The 18,494-nt window shown below is 72.7% G+C and carries 15 protein-coding genes; 3 read left to right on the forward strand and 12 right to left on the reverse strand.

Going from position 1 to position 18,494, the window contains the following annotated elements:
• Positions 1-72: 72 nt before the first annotated feature.
• Complete coding sequence (gene dapC / locus IEV86_RS15335) at positions 73-1,200, reverse strand: succinyldiaminopimelate transaminase (protein ID WP_043602525.1); 1,128 nt, start codon at positions 1,198-1,200, stop codon at positions 73-75.
• A gap of 37 nt (positions 1,201-1,237) precedes the next feature.
• A complete protein-coding gene (fdxA, locus tag IEV86_RS15340) occupies positions 1,238-1,564 on the reverse strand; it encodes a ferredoxin (protein WP_043602527.1) in 327 nt (108 codons plus the stop codon).
• An 83-nt stretch (positions 1,565-1,647) separates the two neighbouring features.
• Here fdxA and IEV86_RS15345 point away from each other — a divergent pair, with 83 nt between their 5' ends.
• Complete coding sequence (locus tag IEV86_RS15345) at positions 1,648-1,899, forward strand: putative acetyltransferase (RefSeq protein WP_043602529.1); 252 nt, start codon at positions 1,648-1,650, stop codon at positions 1,897-1,899.
• 97 nt (positions 1,900-1,996) lie between these two features.
• On the opposite strand, the gene IEV86_RS15350 is transcribed toward IEV86_RS15345, so the two are convergent.
• The 6 genes from IEV86_RS15350 to IEV86_RS15375 form a co-directional block, all read right to left on the reverse strand.
• Complete coding sequence (locus IEV86_RS15350) at positions 1,997-4,336, reverse strand: VanW family protein (protein WP_052425810.1); 2,340 nt, start codon at positions 4,334-4,336, stop codon at positions 1,997-1,999.
• Positions 4,337-4,400: 64 nt separating this feature from the next.
• Entirely contained in the window at positions 4,401-4,805 is a 405-nt protein-coding gene (locus tag IEV86_RS15355; RefSeq protein ID WP_152605531.1) for a DUF6113 family protein, read from the reverse strand.
• Between the two features lie 5 nt (positions 4,806-4,810).
• A complete protein-coding gene (mshB, locus tag IEV86_RS15360) occupies positions 4,811-5,698 on the reverse strand; it encodes an N-acetyl-1-D-myo-inositol-2-amino-2-deoxy-alpha-D-glucopyranoside deacetylase (RefSeq protein WP_043602581.1) in 888 nt (295 codons plus the stop codon).
• 40 nt (positions 5,699-5,738) lie between these two features.
• Positions 5,739-7,460: a BCCT family transporter gene (locus IEV86_RS15365; protein WP_081978443.1), complete on the reverse strand. Its 1,722-nt coding sequence runs from the start codon at positions 7,458-7,460 to the stop codon at positions 5,739-5,741.
• Between the two features lie 58 nt (positions 7,461-7,518).
• The gene (gene typA, locus IEV86_RS15370; RefSeq protein WP_043602530.1) at positions 7,519-9,429 is read right to left on the reverse strand and encodes a translational GTPase TypA; all 1,911 of its coding nucleotides are present in this window, start codon (positions 9,427-9,429) and stop codon (positions 7,519-7,521) included.
• Between the two features lie 211 nt (positions 9,430-9,640).
• Positions 9,641-11,434 (reverse strand): ABC transporter ATP-binding protein, encoded by a 1,794-nt coding sequence (locus IEV86_RS15375; protein WP_052425812.1) that lies wholly within the window; start codon positions 11,432-11,434, stop codon positions 9,641-9,643.
• Positions 11,435-11,546: 112 nt separating this feature from the next.
• Between IEV86_RS15375 and IEV86_RS15380 the strand changes: the two genes are divergently transcribed.
• Positions 11,547-12,167, forward strand: coding sequence for a PH domain-containing protein (locus tag IEV86_RS15380; RefSeq protein WP_043602584.1), 621 nt, complete (start codon positions 11,547-11,549; stop codon positions 12,165-12,167).
• Positions 12,168-12,237: 70 nt separating this feature from the next.
• Here the strand turns inward: IEV86_RS15380 and IEV86_RS15385 are convergent, their stop codons facing one another.
• From IEV86_RS15385 to IEV86_RS15395, 3 genes are all read right to left on the reverse strand, one after another.
• Positions 12,238-13,302: an ABC transporter permease gene (locus IEV86_RS15385; protein ID WP_043602531.1), complete on the reverse strand. Its 1,065-nt coding sequence runs from the start codon at positions 13,300-13,302 to the stop codon at positions 12,238-12,240.
• A complete protein-coding gene (locus IEV86_RS15390) occupies positions 13,299-14,834 on the reverse strand; it encodes an ABC transporter permease (protein WP_043602532.1) in 1,536 nt (511 codons plus the stop codon). Before IEV86_RS15390 ends, IEV86_RS15385 begins: the two co-directional genes overlap by 4 nt.
• A 347-nt stretch (positions 14,835-15,181) precedes the next feature.
• Positions 15,182-17,008 carry an ABC transporter family substrate-binding protein gene (locus tag IEV86_RS15395; protein ID WP_229734692.1) on the reverse strand — a complete coding sequence of 609 codons (1,827 nt, stop codon included), beginning with the start codon at positions 17,006-17,008 and terminating at the stop codon, positions 15,182-15,184.
• A gap of 472 nt (positions 17,009-17,480) precedes the next feature.
• On the opposite strand from IEV86_RS15395, the gene yidD reads away from it, so the two are divergent.
• A complete protein-coding gene (gene yidD, locus IEV86_RS15400) occupies positions 17,481-17,759 on the forward strand; it encodes a membrane protein insertion efficiency factor YidD (protein WP_043602535.1) in 279 nt (92 codons plus the stop codon).
• A gap of 27 nt (positions 17,760-17,786) precedes the next feature.
• On the opposite strand, the gene IEV86_RS15405 is transcribed toward yidD, so the two are convergent.
• On the reverse strand, positions 17,787-18,443 hold the full coding sequence (locus tag IEV86_RS15405) for a 2'-5' RNA ligase family protein (RefSeq protein ID WP_043602537.1): 657 nt from the start codon (positions 18,441-18,443) through the stop codon (positions 17,787-17,789).
• Between the last annotated feature and the right edge of the window lie 51 nt (positions 18,444-18,494).

An 18,494-nucleotide genomic window follows, 5' to 3' on the forward strand; every position in this document is an offset into this window, starting at 1 on the left:
GGGCGGGCCGGGCGGGGCGTGCGTGCGGGCAGGGCGGGGCGTGCGTGCGGGGCGTGCGGGTCCTGCGCGCGGTCACGCACCCGCGAGACGGGCCGCGGCGCGGGCGACGTCGTCGTCGGACGCCGTGAGCGCGACCCGCACGTGCCGCGCTCCCGCAGGGCCGTAGAACGCACCGGGGGCGACGAGGATCCCGAGGTCGGCCAGGTCCCCGACCGTCGCCCAGCAGTCCTGTCCCGCACCGGCGGCGCGTGCCCACAGGTACAGCCCCGCGGGGGACCCGTCGACGACGAGGCCCGCGGCCTCGAGCCCGGCCTTGAGCACCGCACGACGGCGGCGGTAGCGCTCGCGCTGGGCGTCGACGTGCGCGTCGTCGTCGAGCGCGGCCGCCGTCGCAGCCTGCACCGGTGCGGGGACGATCATCCCCGCGTGCTTGCGGACCTCCAGCAGGCGGCGGACGAGCCGCAGGTCCCCGGCGACGAAGGCCGCCCGGTAGCCCGCGAGGTTCGACTGCTTCGACAGCGAGTGCACGGCGAGGACCCCGTCGTGGGATCCCTCGCACACGCGGGGGTCCAGGACGCTCGGCACGCCGGTCGTCGCCCACGGCTCGTCCCACGCGAGGAGCGCGTAGCACTCGTCCGAGACGACGACGGCGCCCCGCTCGCGCGCCGTGCGCACGACGTCGCGCAGCTGCTCGACGCCGAGGACGGCACCGGTCGGGTTCGACGGCGAGTTCACCCAGACGAGCCGCACGTCGTCGCGATCGGCCCATGACGCGACGTCGTCGGCGGGCAGGGGCGTCGCACCGGCGAGGCGTGCGCCCACGTCGTAGGTGGGGTACGCCGCCTCCGGGTGGACGACGACGTCGCCCTCCCCCAGCCCGAGCAGGGACGGGAGCAGCGCGACGAGCTCCTTGGAGCCGACGGTCGGCAGCACCGCGTCGGGGTCCAGGCCGACGACGCCCCGCCGGCGCGCGAACCACTCGACGACCGCACGGCGCAGGCGCGGCGTGCCGTGCGTCGTCGGGTACCCCGGCGCGTCGGCGGCCTCGGCGAGCGCGGCGCGCACGAGCGGCGGCGTCGGGTCGACCGGGGTCCCCACGGACAGGTCGACGATGCCGTCCGGGTGGCGCCGGGCGCGGTCGCCGTACGGGACCAGGGTGTCCCAGGGGAAGTCGGGCAGCGTGCCGGTCAGCAGGCCCACGTGCGCCCCCGCGCGGTGCGGACGGTCGAGCCGACCCTCACGCGCCGGTGTTCTGCGGCGGAAGCGCGGCGACGATCGGGTGGTCGGCGTCGATCTCGCCGAGCTTCGCCGCACCACCCGGCGAGCCGAGCACGTCGAAGAACTCGACGTTCGCCCGGTAGTACTCGCTCCACTGCTCGGGGACGTCGTCCTCGTAGTAGATCGCCTCGACGGGGCACACCGGCTCGCACGCCCCGCAGTCGACGCACTCGTCGGGGTGGATGTACAGCGAGCGCTTCCCCTCGTAGATGCAGTCGACCGGACACTCCTCGATGCAGGCCTTGTCCTTGACGTCCACACAGGGCTGAGCGATCACGTAGGTCACGGGCGATCCCTTCTGGAGAGCTGCGCGTGCGCGCACGCCTAGTATCCCCCAGGTCGGAGGCCGCGCAGCGGAGGAGGTCGGTCATGGGGACGCCGGGGCGCCCGTGGACCCGTTGGCCGGTCGGTGTGCGGGTCGTCGTGCGCCGCAGGCTGCCCGAGGGTGGGCTCGGCGACGTGCTCGGCGAGCTCCTCTCGACGGACGACGACGGTGTCGTCGTGCGCACGCGTCGGGGCGACGTCGCGGTCGCGGCCGCGGACGTGGTGCTCGGCAAGGTCGTCCCGCCCGCGCCACCCCGCCGCCGCCCCGGTCCCCCGCCCGGGGCGGGCGAGGACTGAGTCGGCCGGGGTTCGCCGGACGCGCGTCCGCACGCGCCGGGAGCGGACCTGCCGAGGGCGCCGGACCTGCTCGGCGAGGGCGCTGCGTGCGTCCCCGTCAGCCCTCGGGCGCCTCGGTCTGCTCGGGTGCGGCCGACGGCGGCGGACCGCACACGATCGCGTTCTGGGGCTCGTACCGCCAGGTGTCGGAGTCCTCCTCCTGCACGACGCCCTCGAGCAGGAGCCGGCGGGTCACCGTGACGCGGAAGCCGGGGCTCCCGGCCGACTGGGCGATGCAGCCCGGCGAGGTGTTGTAGACGGTCTTGGGCCGCACGACCGCGCTGCGCCCCGACGTCGAGTGCTCGACGGTCCAGTAGGGGGTGCTCCAGGCGGCGACGTGCAGCCGGCCGTCGGCCACCCAGGACTGCAGCAGCACGCCGTGGGGCGTGTTGTTGCCGATCTTGACGTCGAGCACGCCCTCGTAGATCGTCGCCTCGCGCCCCTCGGGGTACCGGCTGAAGTAGTAGCTGTGGGGGCGGTGCTCGACGTCCTCGAGCCCCGCGAGGAAGCCCACGTTGTAGACGGTCGTCCCCATCTGCGAGAGGCCGCCCCCGACACCCTTGGTGAGCACGCCGTCGACGACGACGCCCGCACCGCGGTAGCCGTTCTCGGTGCTGATCGGGCCGATCGTGTCGGTCAGGCTGAAGACGTCGCCCGGGCGCAGCAGCGAGCCGTTGACCCGGCTCGCACCCAGCGCGAGGTTGTGGTTGCGGTCGGCGTCGTTCGTCAGCGCGGTCGAGAACTCGGCGATGCGGGTCGTGACCCCGAGCGCCTCGAGCTCGGCCGTCGACTGCTCGGGGTCGATCTCGACGAGCTCGACCCGTGCCGTGCGGTCCGCGCCCGTGGCGGCCTCGGCGACGCTCTCGGCGAGCGCGTCCGCGTCGATCGTCGACCCGGCCACGCCCGGGACGACGACGGGGACGCCGCCCTCGAACGCGAACGACGCGTCCTGCGCGGGCGTGAGCAGGTCGGTGGTCCGGGCGATGACCGCCTCCGCGAGCGCGTCGCCGTCGAGCCGCAGCTCGAGCGCGCCGTCCTCGGGGGCGAACGTCGCGGCGCCGGCCAGGACGTCGACGGGCAGCTCGGCACGCTGCTCGGCGACCACGACCGTGACGGGGGCGTCCACGAGCGGGCGGGCGAGCGCGTCGAGCGCCGCGTCCGCGTCGGCGTCGTCGACCTCCGGCACGACGTCGCGCGACGGCAGCTCGAGGGGCCGCGCGGCGGTCAGCCAGCCGTCGACGAGCGCCTGGGGCCCGGTGTCGGGGTCCAGCTCGGTCCCGGTCTCGCTCGCGGTGGCGACCGGCTCGCCGTCGACGAACGCGAGCGTCGCGTCGACCGCGGGGGTCAGGAGCGCCGAGCTCACCTCGTCGACCACGCGGTCCAGCCGGGCGGCGTCGACGCTGGTCACGGGCTCGACCTCGCCCGCGCCGAACGCGTGGCGCCAGAGACGGCCCGGCTCGAGGCCGAAGCCCGTCAGGGACTCGACGGTCGCGCGGGTGTCGAGGGCGAGGCCCGCGTCCTCGGGGTCGACGGTCGTGCGCTTCTCGCCCACCGCGACGGCGAACGGCTCGGTCACGACCGAGGACAGCTCCTCGTCGAGCCGCGCCACGGCGGCGTCCGCGGAGAGCCCGCCGACGTCGACACCGGCCACGGTCGCACCCGGCGGGACCCTGTCCCCCAGGAGCCACAGCGCACCGACGTACACGGCGCCGAGCACGACGACGACGGCAGCGGTGATGCCCAGGGCGCGCGGCCACGTCCGGCGGTGGGGCTGGGCGGGGAACACGTCCATCGGGGAACCGGCTCTGTCGGTGCGCTGCGGTCCGGAGGCGTCCGCCGGGGTCGACGGAGTCGCGGCGACGGCGACTGCGGGCTCGGCGACCGGCGCGGGCTCCCCGGCGGGTGCCGCTGGGCCGGCCGGTGGGGCCGGCGGCACGGGCGCCATCTCCGCCGTGGCGTCGGCGTCGGCGTCGGTGTCTGTGTCGGCGTCGGTCGCGGCGGGCTCGTCGTCGTCGGGCTCGGCCTCCGTGACGGGCTCGTCGTCGTCGGGCTCTTCGTCGTCGGCGGCCACGGCGTCGGCGACCTCGCCGTCGCCGGCGTCGTTCCTGGCCTCGTCGTCGGCGCCGGGCGCGTCGTCCGCGACGGGCTCAGCGTCGGCGGTGGGCTCGGCGTCGGCGGTGGGCTCGGCGTCGGCGGCTCCGGCCGCACTGGGCTCCTCGTCCTCGCCGGACTCGTCGTCGCCGGCGTGCTCGCCGGGCTCGGCGGACTCGTCCGTGCCGTCCGTCTGGGTGGTCCCGGCATCCGGGGTCGTCGGCGCGTCGTCCTGCGCCTGCACCTCGTCGGCGTCGCGCGGCGGGCCGTCGACCTGCGCGCCGGAGGAGGTCCGCCCCTCGGTCATGCGTGTGCCTTCCCCTGCTCGGTCACGTCCGCGGGGATTCTACGGGCCGCACCTGCTCGGGCGGTCACGTGCGCGCGGGCGATGCCCCCGCGGTCGCGGACGGCTCGACGGCCGCCGCGCCGTGCTCGCCGAACCACCGTCGCGGCGCCAGCCCGGCGAGCGCGACGGCGAGCCCCCCGAGGTACCACGCGTAGCCCACCGGCTGCGCCGCGACGACGACGTCACCGCCCGGACCTGACTGCCCCAGCAGGCTCACGACCCCGAACACGCCGAGGGCGAGCGCGAGCATCCCGACCCAGCCGGTCCACGCCCGGACCAGCACGCCGGCCGCCACGACGGCGGCGAGCGCGAGGACGAGGCCCCACGGCTGCTGCCAGCGGTGGACGCCCGTGCCGGCGACGCCGACGACGACCCCGAGCAGGAACGCGCCGAAGGGCCGCGCGAGCGCGCGGGCGGTGAGGGGCTCCACGGCGATCACGCTAGCGCGTGCACGCCGTCGGGCCAGGTCACGTCCCCTACCGCGCCGCGCGCGACGCGGTAGCCCTCGGACCGCAGGACCGGCTGGGCGACGTCGTTGCTCAGCGCGAGACGCGCGACGGCGTCCGTCGCACCCTCGACGCGCTCGAGGGCGTGCACCTGCGTCGCGTGCGCCGCGAGGGCGTCGAGCAACCGGTCGAGCACCGGCACGACGTCGACCTCGAGGTCCACCGCGTCGACGACGGCCGACGGCCGGCCGTCGGGGAGCGTCAGACCGGTCGGGACGCCCGCGCGTCGCAGGTCGTCGACACCCCTTCCCCACGCGTCGGCGGGAACGGCGGCCCAGAGCACCACGGGCACGGCCCACCGGGGCCGGGCGAGCTCGACCGCGCGGTGCATGACCTCGTGCGCGCGCACGTGGTCGGGGTGACCGTAGCCGCCGCCCGGCTCGTACCCGACGACGACGGCAGGGCGCCGCTCGGCGACGACGTCCGCGAGCCGGCGTGCGGCGTCGTCGAGGTCGGCCGCGACGAACGCGTCGTCGGGCAGGACCGCGGCGCGTGTCGCCTGCGCCCCGCCCGCCCAGGCCATCCCGGAGTCGGCGTAGCGCGTCGCGGGCGCGACGCGGTCGAGGAAGACGTGGTCCTCGACGCCCAGCGCGGCGAGCGCCCGGGCGAGCTCGCCCTCGCGGTGCTCGGCGAGGGCGGCGACGGCACCCTCGAGGTGCCGCAGCGCGGGCGGGATCACCTCGCCCTGCTCGCCGCGCGTGCACGTCACGACCGTGACGGGGCGTCCCGCACGGGCCCATGTCGCGAGCAGCGCACCCGTGCTGAGCGTCTCGTCGTCGGGGTGCGCGTGCACCGCGAGGAGGCCTCCGGTGGTCACCGCACCCTCGGGAGCGACACGGTAGGTACGGCGGACACGGTCACCGTGGCCACCGACGACGGCGCGTCCCGGCACCCGGCTCCTGCGTGCCGCTGACACGCGCCGTGACCCGCTCCGTGACGTCGTCGGCCACGCGCTGGGCGACGTGCTCGGTGAGCGTCGTCCGCAGTGCGCGACGTTCGGCCTGGAGGAAGGCGCGGTGCTCGCGGTTGAGGGCGCGTGCGGTCGCGAACACCATCCCGATCATCACCACGCTGAACGGCAGCGCGATGAGCACGGCCGCGGTCTGCAGTGCGACGAGCCCACCGGCGACCAGCAGCGCGATCGCCAGGACACCGCCGAGGGTCGCCCAGATGACGCGCTGGCGCGTGCTGGGGTCGGGGTCGCCGTCCGAGGCGAGCATCGCGACCACGAGCGAGCCGGAGTCCGACGACGTGATGAAGAAGACCGCCACGAGGACGATGGCGAGGACCGACAGCACGGGACCGGCGGGCAGCTCGCCGAGCAGGTCGAAGAGCGCGTTCTCGGGCACGACGGACCCGTCGTCGCCGACGAGGCCCCCGCGACCGAAGAGCTCGCGGTGCAGCGCGCTCCCGCCCAGGACCGAGAACCACAGGAAGGTCACGAGCGTCGGCACGAGCAGCACGCCCGACACGAACTCGCGCACCGTGCGGCCCTTGGAGATCCGCGCGATGAACACGCCCACGAAGGGTGCCCACGAGATCCACCAGCCCCAGTAGAACGTCGTCCAGCCGGCCTGCCAGGCCTCGCCCTCGGCGCCCGCGAACGCGCTGACGTTGAACGTCATGGGCAGCACGTTGGCGAGGTAGACCCCGATCGACTGCACGAACTCGCGCAGGAGGAACAGCGTCGGCCCGGCGGCGAGCACGACCAGGAGCAGCACCCCCGCGAGGGACACGTTGATGTTGGACAGCCACTTGAGGCCGCGGTCCAGACCCGAGAGCACCGATGCGAGGGCGAGGAGCGCGATGACCGCGATGAGGACGACCTGCAGCCCGACGCTCGACTCGACGAGGCCGATGTGCTCGAGGCCCGCGGAGATCTGCAGGACGCCGAGCCCGAGCGACGTCGCGACGCCGAAGACCGTGCCGACGACCGCCGCGATGTCGATCGCGTCGCCGGTCGCGCCCTTGACGCGGTCGCCGAGGAGGGGCTCGAGCGCCCACCGGATCGACACGGGGCGGCCCTTGCGGTGGATCGCATACGCGAGCGCGAGGCCGACGACGACGTAGATCGCCCACGCGTGGACGCCCCAGTGGACGTACGTCTGGGCCATCGCCGTCTGCGCGACCTGCTCGGGCGTTCCGCTCACGCCCGGCTTGGGTGACGCGAAGTGCGACAGGGGCTCGGCGACGCCCCAGAAGACGAGCCCGATGCCCATCCCCGCGGCGAAGAGCATCGAGAACCACGCACCGAGGCCGAACTCGGGCTCGTCGTCGTCGTCGCCGAGGGTGATGTCGCCCAGACGGCCGAAGCCGACCCACAGGGCGAACGCGACGAAGAACGCGACGAGGAGCACGTAGTACCAGCCGAAGGCACCGATCGCGTTGGTCTGGATCGCACCGATCGCCGCCTCGGCGGCGTCGGGTGCGGCGATCGCCGTCCCCGCGACGGCCGCGATCACGGCCAGCGAGACCGCGAAGACGGCGCGTCGGCGTGGACCCGCCGTCGTTCCCGCGCGTGCGGCCGGTGTGGGGTTCGGCGCTGCTGTGGTCCGGTTCGGTCGGGCTCGTGAGGTCACTCGGTGTCGCTCCTGAGGGTTCGGTGTGCGAGGGGTCCTGCGGGGGACGGCGTGGTCGTCAGCCCCGCTTCGCGCGCGCCGTGAGCCGGGCGCGCTCGGTCTGGTCGAGGACGACCTTGCGGATCCGGACGATCTCCGGGGTCACCTCGACGCACTCGTCCTCCCGTGCGAACTCGAGGGACTCCTCGAGGGTCAGCTTGCGCGGCGGGACGAGGTTCTCGAAGCTGTCCGCGGTCGAGGACCGCATGTTGGTCAGCTTCTTCTCCTTGGTGATGTTGACGTCCATGTCCTCGTTGCGCGAGTTCTCGCCGACGATCATGCCCTCGTAGGTCTCGGACGTCGGCTCGACGAAGAACGACCCGCGCTCCTGCAGGTTGATCATGGCGAACGGCGTGACCTTGCCCGCACGGTCCGCGACCAGGGAGCCCGTGGTCCGGGTCTCGATCGGCCCGAACCACGGCTCGTAGCCGTGCGAGATCGACGACGCGATGCCCGTGCCGCGCGTGTCCGTGAGGAACTGCGTCCGGAAGCCGATCAGCCCGCGGGCCGGGACGATGAACTCCATCCGCACCCAGCCGGTGCCGTGGTTGGTCATCGTCTCCATGCGCCCCTTGCGCTGCGCGAGGAGCTGCGTGACCGAGCCGAGGTACTCCTCGGGCACGTCGATCGTCATGTGCTCGGTCGGCTCGTGGACCTTGCCGTCGATCACCTTGGTGACGACCTGCGGCTTGCCCACCGTGAGTTCGAAGCCCTCGCGGCGCATCTGCTCGACGAGGATGGCGAGCGCGAGCTCACCGCGGCCCTGGACCTCCCACGCGTCGGGACGCTCGGTCGGCAGCACGCGCAGCGACACGTTGCCGACGAGCTCGGCGTCGAGCCGGTCCTTGACCTGGCGCGCGGTCACCTTGTGGCCCTTGCCGCCCTTGCCCGCGAGCGGGGACGTGTTGATGCCGATGGTCATCGAGATGGCCGGGTCGTCGACCGTGATGAGCGGCAGCGGACGGGGGTCGTCCGGGTCCGTGAGCGTCTCGCCGATCGTGATGTCGGCGATGCCCGCGACGGCGACGATGTCGCCGGGACCGGCCTCGTCCGTGGGGACGCGCTCGAGCGCCTTGGTCTCGAGCAGCTCGGTGATGCGCACGTTCTGCAGCGAGCCGTCGGCACGGGCCCACGCGACGGTCTGGCCCTTGCGGATCGTGCCGTTGAAGACGCGCAGCAGCGCGAGCCGTCCGAGGAAGGGCGACGCGTCGAGGTTGGTGACGTGCGCCTGGAGCGGCGCACCCTCCTCGTACGTCGGCGCGGGGATCTTCTCGAGGATCGTCGCGAACAGCGGCTCGAGGTCCGGCGAGTCCGGCAGCGCGCCGTCGGCCGGCTGGGCGAGCGACGCGCGGCCCGCCTTGGCCGCCGCGTAGACCACGGGCACGTCGAGGATCGCGTCGAGGTCGAGGTCCGGGACGTCCTCGTGCAGGTCGCTCGCGAGCCCGAGCAGCAGGTCGGTCGCCTCGTGCACGACCTCCTCGATGCGCGAGTCGGGACGGTCCACCTTGTTCACGACGAGGATGACGGGCAGCTTCGCCGCGAGCGCCTTGCGCAGCACGAACCGCGTCTGCGGGAGCGGGCCCTCGCTCGCGTCGACGAGCAGCACGACGCCGTCGACCATCGACAGGCCGCGCTCGACCTCGCCGCCGAAGTCCGCGTGCCCCGGGGTGTCGATGACGTTGATCGTCACGCCGTCGGGCTGGCCCGCGGCGGCCGCGGCCGGTCCGCGGTACCGGACGGCGGTGTTCTTCGCGAGGATCGTGATGCCCTTCTCGCGCTCGAGGTCACCGGAGTCCATCGCCCGCTCGTCGACGTGCGCGTGCGCGCCGAACGAGCCCGCCTGCCAGAGCATGGCGTCGACCAGGGTCGTCTTGCCGTGGTCGACGTGGGCGACGATCGCGACGTTGCGCAGGTCGGAGCGCACAGGCATGCGGGTACTCATCTCATGAGGGGGAAGGGAGCGCTGCGCATGACCGTCCGCGCGCAGCGGCGACCCATCGTACCCGCACGCCCTCTCAGGCGCCGCCCTGGCCGCCTGGACCGGCGGCCCTGCCCGCCTGGGATGCTCCTTCGGGCCGGGGACGACGACGGCGCCGGTGCGCTGGGCACCGGCGCCGTCGTGCGCTGCCAGGCCCACCAGGTCAGGCGCCCCCGGCGTACGTCGACGTGACGCCCTGGCGCGCGAGCTCCTGCTCGAGCAGCCGGTCGCGGGCCTCGCGACGGATCTTCTGCTCGGCCGGGTCGGGCACGGGCACCGCGGCGAGGAGGCGACGCGTGTAGTCGTCCTTCGGTGCGCGCAGGATCTGGTCGCGCGGACCCTGCTCCGCGATCGTCCCCTTGTGCATGACCGCGATCCGGCTCGAGAGGATCTCGACGACCGCCAGGTCGTGGCTGATGAACAGGCACGCGAAGCCGTGCTCGCGCTGCAGCTCCTGGAACAGGTCGAGCACGCGCGCCTGGACCGACACGTCGAGGGCCGAGGTGGGCTCGTCGGCGATGAGCAGCTTGGGCGACAGCGCGAGCGCGCGCGCGATGCCGACCCGCTGACGCTGACCGCCGGAGAGCTCGTGCGGGTAGCGGTTACGCATCCCGCGCTCGAGGTGCACCTGGTCGAGCAGGTCCTCGATGCGCTTGTTGAGCTCGGCACCGTTCGCGAGCTTGCGCAGCTTGAGCGGCTCGCCGATCGACTCGCCGATCGGCAGGCGCGGGTTGAGCGACGAGCCCGGGTCCTGGAAGACGATCGACACGTCGCGACGGATGTCCCGCAGCTCCTTGGAGCCGATGCCCGACATCTCGTGGCCGCCGATCTTCATCGAGCCGCCCGCGACGGGCAGCAGCCCGACCGCGGCGCGCCCGACCGTCGTCTTGCCGGAGCCCGACTCCCCGACGAGGCCGACGACCTCGCCGCGGCCGATCGTGAGGTCGATGCCGTCGACCGCCCGGAACGCCGGGACCCGACCGCGGCCGGGGTACTCGATCACGAGGCCCTTTGCCTCGAGCGCGGGGACCGCGCCGGGCTCCTGCGCCGCCACGACCGGGCGGCTGACGGGGACCGCCGTCGTGCCCGACGTCGCGGGACCGGTGCCGAGGCCGGCGTCGACGGCGGAGTCACCGACCGTCGCGCCGAGGTGCGGGACGGCGTCGAGCAGCTGCTTGGTGTACGGGTGCTGCGGGCGGTTGAAGATCTCGTCCGCCGACCCGGCCTCGACGATCCGGCCGTGCCGCATGACGATCACGCGGTCCGCCAGGTCGGCGACGACGCCCATGTCGTGCGTGATGAGGACGATGCCCGAGTCGATGCGCGTCCGGAGGTCGCGCATGAGCTTGAGGATCTCGGCCTGGACGGTGACGTCGAGCGCCGTCGTCGGCTCGTCGGCGATGAGCAGCTTCGGGTCGCACGCGAGCGCCTGGGCGATCATCGCGCGCTGGCGCTGCCCGCCCGAGAGCTGGTGGGGGTACTTGTCGACCGACTTCTCCGGCTGCGGCAGGTCGACGAGACGGAGCAGCTCGACGGCGCGGGCGCGCGCGGCCTTGGGGCCGATGTCGAAGTGCGTCCGCAGCGTCTCGACGATCTGGAAGCCGACCGTGTAGACGGGGTTCAGCGCGGTCATGGGCTCCTGGAAGATGACCGCGACCTCCTTGCCCCGCACGCTCGAGAGCTGCTTGTGCGACAGGCCGACGAGCTCGCGACCGGCCAGCTTGGCGCTGCCCTTGGCGCGGCCGTTCTGCGGCAGGAGGCCGAGGAGCGACATCGAGGACTGGGTCTTGCCGGAGCCGGACTCGCCGACGATCGCGAGGACCTCGCCCGGGCGCACGTCGTAGTCCATGTCGATGGCGGCGGGCAGCCACTCGCCGTCGACGAAGAAGTCGACGCCGAGACCCCGGACCTCGAGGATCGGGGTCTTCGTGCCGACCGCAGGTGCGTCAGTAACCACGGGTTGACCGTGTCCTTTCGTGACGTGCGCGCCCTCGACGCGCTCGAGTGGGCCGTCCGCGGTGGCGGTCGGCGCCGACGTGGTGTGCAGGCTGGTCTGGGAGGATGGACGGATGATCGAGCCCGACAGCCGCACGGTGGTGCTCCATGCCAGGTCCGGTCGGAGGCTCACCGTGGCCGTCGCGGTGCTGTGCGCAGCCTCGTTCGTGGCCGTGCTGCTGGAGGACCCCGCCGCGGCGCTGCGGTACGGCCTCCTGCTGGTGCTGCCCGCCGTCCTCGTCTGGGCGGTGTACGAGCGTCCCGCCGTCGTGGTGAGCGACGCGGGCGTCGAGGTCCGCAACGTGCTGCGCACGATCGACCTGCCGTGGCCCGCGATCGAGCGGATCGACACCAAGTACGCGCTGACGCTCCACACGGCCTACGGCACCTACTCCGCCTGGGCGGCACCCGCACCGAGCAGGTCGACCGCCGTCACGTCGTCCCGGGACGACCTCCGCCACCTGCCGGAGTCGACGTACATCGGCGGCGGTGTCCGCCCCGGTGACCTGCTCAGCTCGGCCTCGGGCCAGGCGGCGGCCGTGGTGCGCGCGCGGTGGGAGGAGCTGCGCGACGCGGGTCACCTCGACGCACCGCGCCTCGAGCGTGACCGTCCGGTCGTGCGCTGGCACGTCGTCCCCGCTGCGGGCGTGCTGCTCCTCGCCGCGGCCGGCGTCGCCGCCGCGCGCGTGCTCTAGGGACAGGCCCGCCACCCGGTGCGGCGACGACGCCGCCGCACCGGGGACCAGGACGAGGGTGGGCACCGACTCAGCCCCGGACGTCCACGCGGACGGCCGTGGAGGCGGCCTCGCGCCGTGCGGCACGAGCCATCGAGCGGCGCGTCGGGATGCGACGCTGACGCGGGTCGAACGCGTCACGGAGGCCGTCACCGATGAAGTTGACGCACAGCGCGATGATCACGATGAACAGACCGGGCCACCAGAACAGCCACGGCCGCGTCGCGAACGCGGTCTGGTACTCGTTGATCAGCTGACCCAGCGAGACGTCGGGTGCGACGATGCCGAACCCGAGGTAGCTGAGGGCGGTCTCGAGGAGGATCGCCGACGCCATGAGCAGCGTCGTGTTGACGATGATCACGCCGACCGCGTTGGGCAGCATGTGCTTGAACATGATCCGCCCGTTGCTCGCGCCCGCGACGCGCGCGGCGTCGACGAACTCGCGCTCGCGCAGCGACAGGAACTCACCGCGCACGAGGCGCGCCATCGAGGTCCACGTCACGAGGCTCAGCGCGATGGCGAGCGTGATCGGGCTCGCTCCCCCGACCCAGGCGCCGAGGATCGCGCCGATCATGATGGTCGGGATCGTGATGACCATGTCCGTGAAGCGCATGAGCAGGTTGTCCAGGCGCCCGCGCAGGAACCCGGCGAGCGCGCCGATCACGATGCCGATCGTCGTGGCGAGCAGACCGATGACGACCATGACGAGCAGCGACTGCTGCGTCCCGCGCATGACCCGGGCGAACACGTCGTGGCCGACGTTGTCCTGACCCATCGGGTGGTTGCCGATCGTGATCCCGTCACCGAACGACAGCGTCGGGCTGCCGCCCGCGTTCTCGACGGGCAGGAGCTGCGTGGGCGTGTACTTCCACCAGCCGGGGATCGGGCCCCAGCCGATGGACGTCGTCGCGAGGACGACGACGATCGCGAGGACGACGGCACCGGCCATCGCACCGCGGTGGCGCAGGAAGCGGCGCAGGACGATGCGACCCTGCGAGAGGCCCTCGACCTCCTTGAGCTCGAGCGCGTTCTCGTTCGTCTCGACGGCGTCGTGGTGCTCGCCCCCCTGGGGGCTCAGCGGTGTCGAGGTGGTCATGCGTTCACCCGGATCCTGGGGTCGAGGGCGGCGTACAGGAAGTCGACCACGATGTTGGCGACGACCAGCAACGTCCCGATGACGAGGAAGTAGCCCATGACGGGCGCGGCGTCGGCCCTGCCCAGCGACGTGATGAACAGGGTCCCCATCCCGCTCCACGCGAAGATGCGCTCGGTGATGATGGCACCGCCGAACAGCGTCGCGATGTCGAGCGGGACGATCGTCGCGAGCGGGATGAGCGCGTTGCGGAACGCGTGCCGCACGGTCACGACGCGCTCGGGAAGACCCTTGGCGCGCGCGGTGCGGATGTAGTCCTGGTTCATCACCTCGAGCAGGCTCGCGCGCGAGTACCGGGTGTACGACGCGAACGAGATGAGGATGAGGGCGACCGTCGGCAGGACCAGGTGCGTGAAGGTGTCGAGCGTCTCGACCCAGTAGTCGCCGTTGAGGCCCGGGGTCTGCGAGCCGATCGTCGCGATCGGCCGGTTGTTGATCTTCGAGGCGTTCGAGTACGCGTACCAGACCTGCATGATCCGGTCGATGAAGATCAGCAGACCGACGACGAGCGCCGTGATCGCACCGATGCGCATGGAGACGCTCCGGTCCGCCCCGCCGAAGAGCCAGCCGATGAGGGCGCCGATTCCCACGGTCGCGACCGCGAGGACGATGATCATCAGGCCGGTCGCACGCTGGAACAGGAACTGCAGGGGGTACCAGAGCGCGACGCCGACCGCGACGGTCGTGAGCGCGGTGTAGAGGGCCTTGCGGTTGCGCAGCCCCGCGAAGATCGCGGTGAGTGCGAAGGCGGTCCCGACGCCGAGCAGCGCGATGACCACCGGGCCGAGCTGCGGGTTGAGGAGCCAGCCGGTCGCGGAGACGAACGCCAGGAGCGCGGCCGTCGCGACGGCGCCCACGCCGAAGACGAGCAGACGGCGGCGCCACGGTCCGGCGAGGATCGCCTGCCAGATCGCGCCGGCGACGACCGCCAGTGCCACGATCGTGAGCGGGGACAGCGAGGGGTCCGCGAGGAAGTCGTTGAAGCCGATCGCACCCCACAGCTTCAGGAGCACGGCGACCCAGAACGAGGGCAGCGAGTACAGCACGAACGACATGAAGGTCACGCCGTAGTCGAAGCCCGTGTACTGGCGCAGGGCCGAGACGATGCCGACCGTGATGCCGAGGAGGATCGCGACGACGGTCGACATCGAGACGAGCTGGACGGTCGAGGGGATCGCCGAGCCGAGCAGGCTCGTGACCTGCTGACCCGTGACCCAGCTCGAGCCGAGGTCGCACTGCCCGATCACGCAGCCGGCAGCGCCGCCGAGCCACTTGAGCCACCGCACGGGCGGCGGCGTGTCGAGGTCGAGGAGCCGCACGCGCGCCTCGATCAGCTGCTCCTTGTTGGGAGCGGTGCTCTGGTACAGGTCCTCGAGGGGGTCGAGGGAGTACGCCAGGAGCATGTAGACGATGAACGTCGCACCGAGCAGCACGATCGCGGACGACAGGATGCGCCGGCCGAGGAACGTGAGCATCGGGGCGCTCGCCCGCAGGCGTGCGCGGGGAGCCTGCCCCGAGGAGGAGGCGGTCGTCGCCTCGCTGCCTTCCCGGCGGCTCGTCACTGAGGTGGTCATGGGTGCAGGACCTCGTTCGGAGGTGGTCACTGGATCGGTCGAGTCTACGCGCGGCGCGGGAGGCGCCCGTGCGGACGGTACCGGGGGGCGGTGCGCGCCGTCGTCGGGCGCGCCGTGCGTCGCGGCGGGTGGCCGTCGTCCGCACACCGGTGGGGTACCGCGGGTGCCCGCGGTACCCCACCGGGTCGTGCCGTGCCTGGTCGTGCCGGCTGCGTCAGCGACGCAGGGCGTCGGTCAGGCGAGGAGCGTCACTCCTCGTCAGCCGTGTCGCCGCCGACCTCCCACTCCCAGAAGTTCCAGAACACCGTCGGCGAGAGCGCGATCGTCTCGACGTTCTGCAGGCTGTCGCGGTACGCCATGACGCCCGGGTGCTGGTACAGCGGGAGGCTGAAGCCGAGCTCGTTCAGGCGCTCCTCGATGAGGATCGTCAGCTCGGTCTCCTGCTCCGGGTCCGTGTTCGTCGACATCTCGGCGTACCACGCGTCGATGTCGGGGTCGGACATGCCGGCGAAGTTGTTCAGACCGCCGGTGACGAAGTTCGCCTCGGAGTTGAGCGCGTAGGTGTTCGTCGACTGCCAGCCGAAGAGCGACGCGTCGTAGGAGGCGGTGTCGCTGAGGCGCGAGCCCCAGTTGTCGTCACCCTCGTCGATCACGTTGAAGCCGGCCTCGGCCGCGGAGGCCTTGATCAGCTCGAACGTGTTCGCACGACGGACGTTCGACGCGCCGTACAGGAAGCGCACGTCGATCGGGGTCGCGACGCCGGCGTCCGCGAGGAGCTGCGCGGCCTTGGCCGGGTCGCTCGTGCGGTAGAACTCCGAGCCGTTGCCCGCGACGACGTCGTCGTAGGCCGGGGCCTCGGACGTGACGGTGTGCGACTCACGCGGCTCGGCGTCCGGCTGCAGCGGCTGGACGAGCTTCTCGATGATCTCGTCGCGCGGGACCGACAGCAGGAACGCCTGGCGGACGGCCTGCGCCTTGGCGGCGTCGCCGCCGTAGGTGGCGGGGTCGAACGGACCGCCGTTGTTGAAGATGAGGTCGACGTGCTCGTACGTGCCCGTCGGCGCGGTCGTGTACTCCACGCCCTCGATGCCCTCGAGCGTCTCGATGACGTCCACCGAGGCCTGGGGCTCGATGATGTCGACCTCACCGTTCTGGAGGGCCGTCACCGAGGCGAGCGGGTCCTCCGAGTAGCGGATCGTGATCTCGTCGACGCTCGGCATCGGGCCCCAGCTGTAGTCCTCGCGCAGGCTGAGCGTGAGGTACTGGTTCTCGACGTAGTCCGTCATGACGTACGGGCCCGACGAGAGGTAGAGGTTCTCGTCCTCGGGCAGCGAGGTGAAGTTGAAGTCCTCGTTCCACGACTTCGCGAGCGCCGAGAGGTCCTCGGTGACGTTGTTCGTGAAGGCGTCGACGACCCGCTGCTTGCCCTCCTCGGCGTCCTCCGTGCCGAGCGCGACCGCGGCGAGCGCGTGCGCGGCGATCGGCGAGGGCTGGACCGAGATCTCCCAGTCGGAGCGCGGCTCGTCGTAGACGAAGGTGATCGACAGGCCGTCGTCCGAGATCGTCGGGGGCTCCGAGATCAGGTTCATCGCGACGGACGAGGAGTCGAAGTAGACACCCGCGTCGATCGCGTCCTGGTTCGTGATGTTGCCCTCTTCGTCGTACTCGGGCGCGACGTTGTCGAACGAGTCGTTCTGCGCACCCCAGTACAGGAAGACGTCGACCGCGTCGACGGGCGTGCCGTCCGACCAGGTCGCACCCTCGTTGATGGTGTAGGTCACCGTCAGCGGGTCCTCGGACTCGACCTCGTACGTGCCGAAGTCGGAGAACTGCTGGAGCTCGAGGTTGTTGTCGTAGTAGTTGAACGCCGCGTTCGTCAGGTAGATGACGTTCGAGTTGGTGGTGGCGTTACCGACCGACGTGAGGTTGTTCTGGGAGTAGAACGGCTGGTTCCACCCGATGCTGAGCGACGTCTCCTCGTCGATCTCGGTGGTCGTCGAGGGTGTCGACGAGCAGGCGCTCAGTGCGAGCGCCCCCGTCGCGACGATGGCGCCGGCGGCACCGATTCGCCTCATCTTCACTGGGGTTCCTCCTGACAAGGATGCGGTGGTCGTCCTGGTGGATGCCGTGGGCCGCGACCCTGCGGACCACGCCCACCAGGTGTCCACCTGTGGATGGCGGGGAGCCTACATCCGGGAATTCCGACATCCGGGACAGGTCCCCCCGGTGAAACGCGATCGTTACCAGTTCGATACTGGCCGGTACGTCTCGACAAGCGAGACGGGCCGGTGTCGGGCCACGGGCTGGTGACGAAGCGGACGGAACGCTCGACGACGGTATCCGTCGTCGCCGCTCGGTTCTCGTGCGAGATCGGTGAGGGAGGCCCGCGCGACGGATGCGTACCACATCGAGGTCCCGGATGTCGGTGTACGAGACCGCTTCACACGACCCCCGCAACGAGCTCGAGCGCGCCGGCGCCGCTCGGGAGGGGGCCGCAGGGCGCACCTTGCGCGCGCGGGCGCACCGCGGCCGCCCTAGCGTGACCGGATGACGCCTGCAGCCCGCGCCGCCGACCTCCTCATCCGCGGCTACCAGCGACACCTGTCCCCGCGGAAGGGGTTCACCTGCGCCCACCTCGTGGCGCACGGCGGCCAGTCCTGCTCGGCCGCGGTGCGCGGGATCGTCGCGCGGCGCGGCGTACTGCGCGCCGGCGTCCCGACCGCGCTCCGGTTCCTGGCGTGCTACCGCGCCGCGACCCTCCTGGCGAAGACCGACGTCCAGGGCGTGTGCTGCTGCGGCGGGATCCCGATCCCCTTCCGCTTCTGAGGCGCGCGCCCCGACCTGCCGTGCCCGTCAGGGCGCTGCGGACCGCGCATCGGCGTCACCGAGCGGCACCTCGGCGACCGTCGTCCACCGGTACGCGCGGTCGTCGCGCTCGAGCTCGATGAGCTGGACGCGGTCGACCACGAGCGGCTCGCGTGACGCCGGCACACGGTCGAGGGCCGCGCGGACGGAGGCCGCCTCGGCCTCGCCGCTCGCGTAGGCGACGGACAGGTGCGGCGCGAAGCCGCGGTCGGGACCGACGACGCGCGACCGGCCCCACGCGTCGGCGATGCCCGCGCGCACCGCGTCCCGCACGGCGTCGAACCGGTCGAGCGGCCGCAGCGGGAGCACGACGGCCTCGCGACCCACCACGGCTGCGAGCACCTCGGCGCGGAACGCGCCGACGGCCGCGACGCGACGCCCGACGGCGGCCACCACGTCGTCCCGCACCGGGGCCGGGACGTCCTCGACGTCCCCCAGCCCGGCGACCGTCACGTGCAGCCACGTTCGAGGGACCGGGTCGAGGGCGGGGAGCCCCGCGAGGGCTGACTGGAGCTCCGCGACGCGCGCGTGCAGCCGGTCCTGCCCCTCGAGCGTCACGTGCCAGGTGTAGTACCGCGTCCCCGGGCCCCACCCGGGTCGCCACCACCAGTGGTCGGTCGTGCGCGCCACGTCACCGTGCGCCATGGCTCCTCCCCCGTTCGGTCGAGGTCCAGCGTGCCCGAGCCCGCGCCACGG

The organism is Cellulomonas carbonis (genome assembly GCF_014636275.1).
Taxonomy (GTDB): domain Bacteria; phylum Actinomycetota; class Actinomycetes; order Actinomycetales; family Cellulomonadaceae; genus Actinotalea; species Actinotalea carbonis.

Coding starts and splice junctions, on each gene's coding strand:
- IEV86_RS15345 (WP_043602529.1), top strand. CDS start 1,648: ATGGGGACGCCGGGGCGCCCGTGGACCCGTTGGCCGGTCGGTGTGCGG.
- IEV86_RS15350 (WP_052425810.1), bottom strand. CDS start 4,336: ATGACCGAGGGGCGGACCTCCTCCGGCGCGCAGGTCGACGGCCCGCCG.
- typA (WP_043602530.1), bottom strand. CDS start 9,429: ATGCCTGTGCGCTCCGACCTGCGCAACGTCGCGATCGTCGCCCACGTC.
- IEV86_RS15380 (WP_043602584.1), top strand. CDS start 11,547: ATGATCGAGCCCGACAGCCGCACGGTGGTGCTCCATGCCAGGTCCGGT.
- IEV86_RS15385 (WP_043602531.1), bottom strand. CDS start 13,302: ATGACCACCTCGACACCGCTGAGCCCCCAGGGGGGCGAGCACCACGAC.
- IEV86_RS15390 (WP_043602532.1), bottom strand. CDS start 14,834: ATGCTCACGTTCCTCGGCCGGCGCATCCTGTCGTCCGCGATCGTGCTG.
- IEV86_RS15395 (WP_229734692.1), bottom strand. CDS start 17,008: ATGAGGCGAATCGGTGCCGCCGGCGCCATCGTCGCGACGGGGGCGCTC.
- yidD (WP_043602535.1), top strand. CDS start 17,481: ATGACGCCTGCAGCCCGCGCCGCCGACCTCCTCATCCGCGGCTACCAG.
- IEV86_RS15405 (WP_043602537.1), bottom strand. CDS start 18,443: ATGGCGCACGGTGACGTGGCGCGCACGACCGACCACTGGTGGTGGCGA.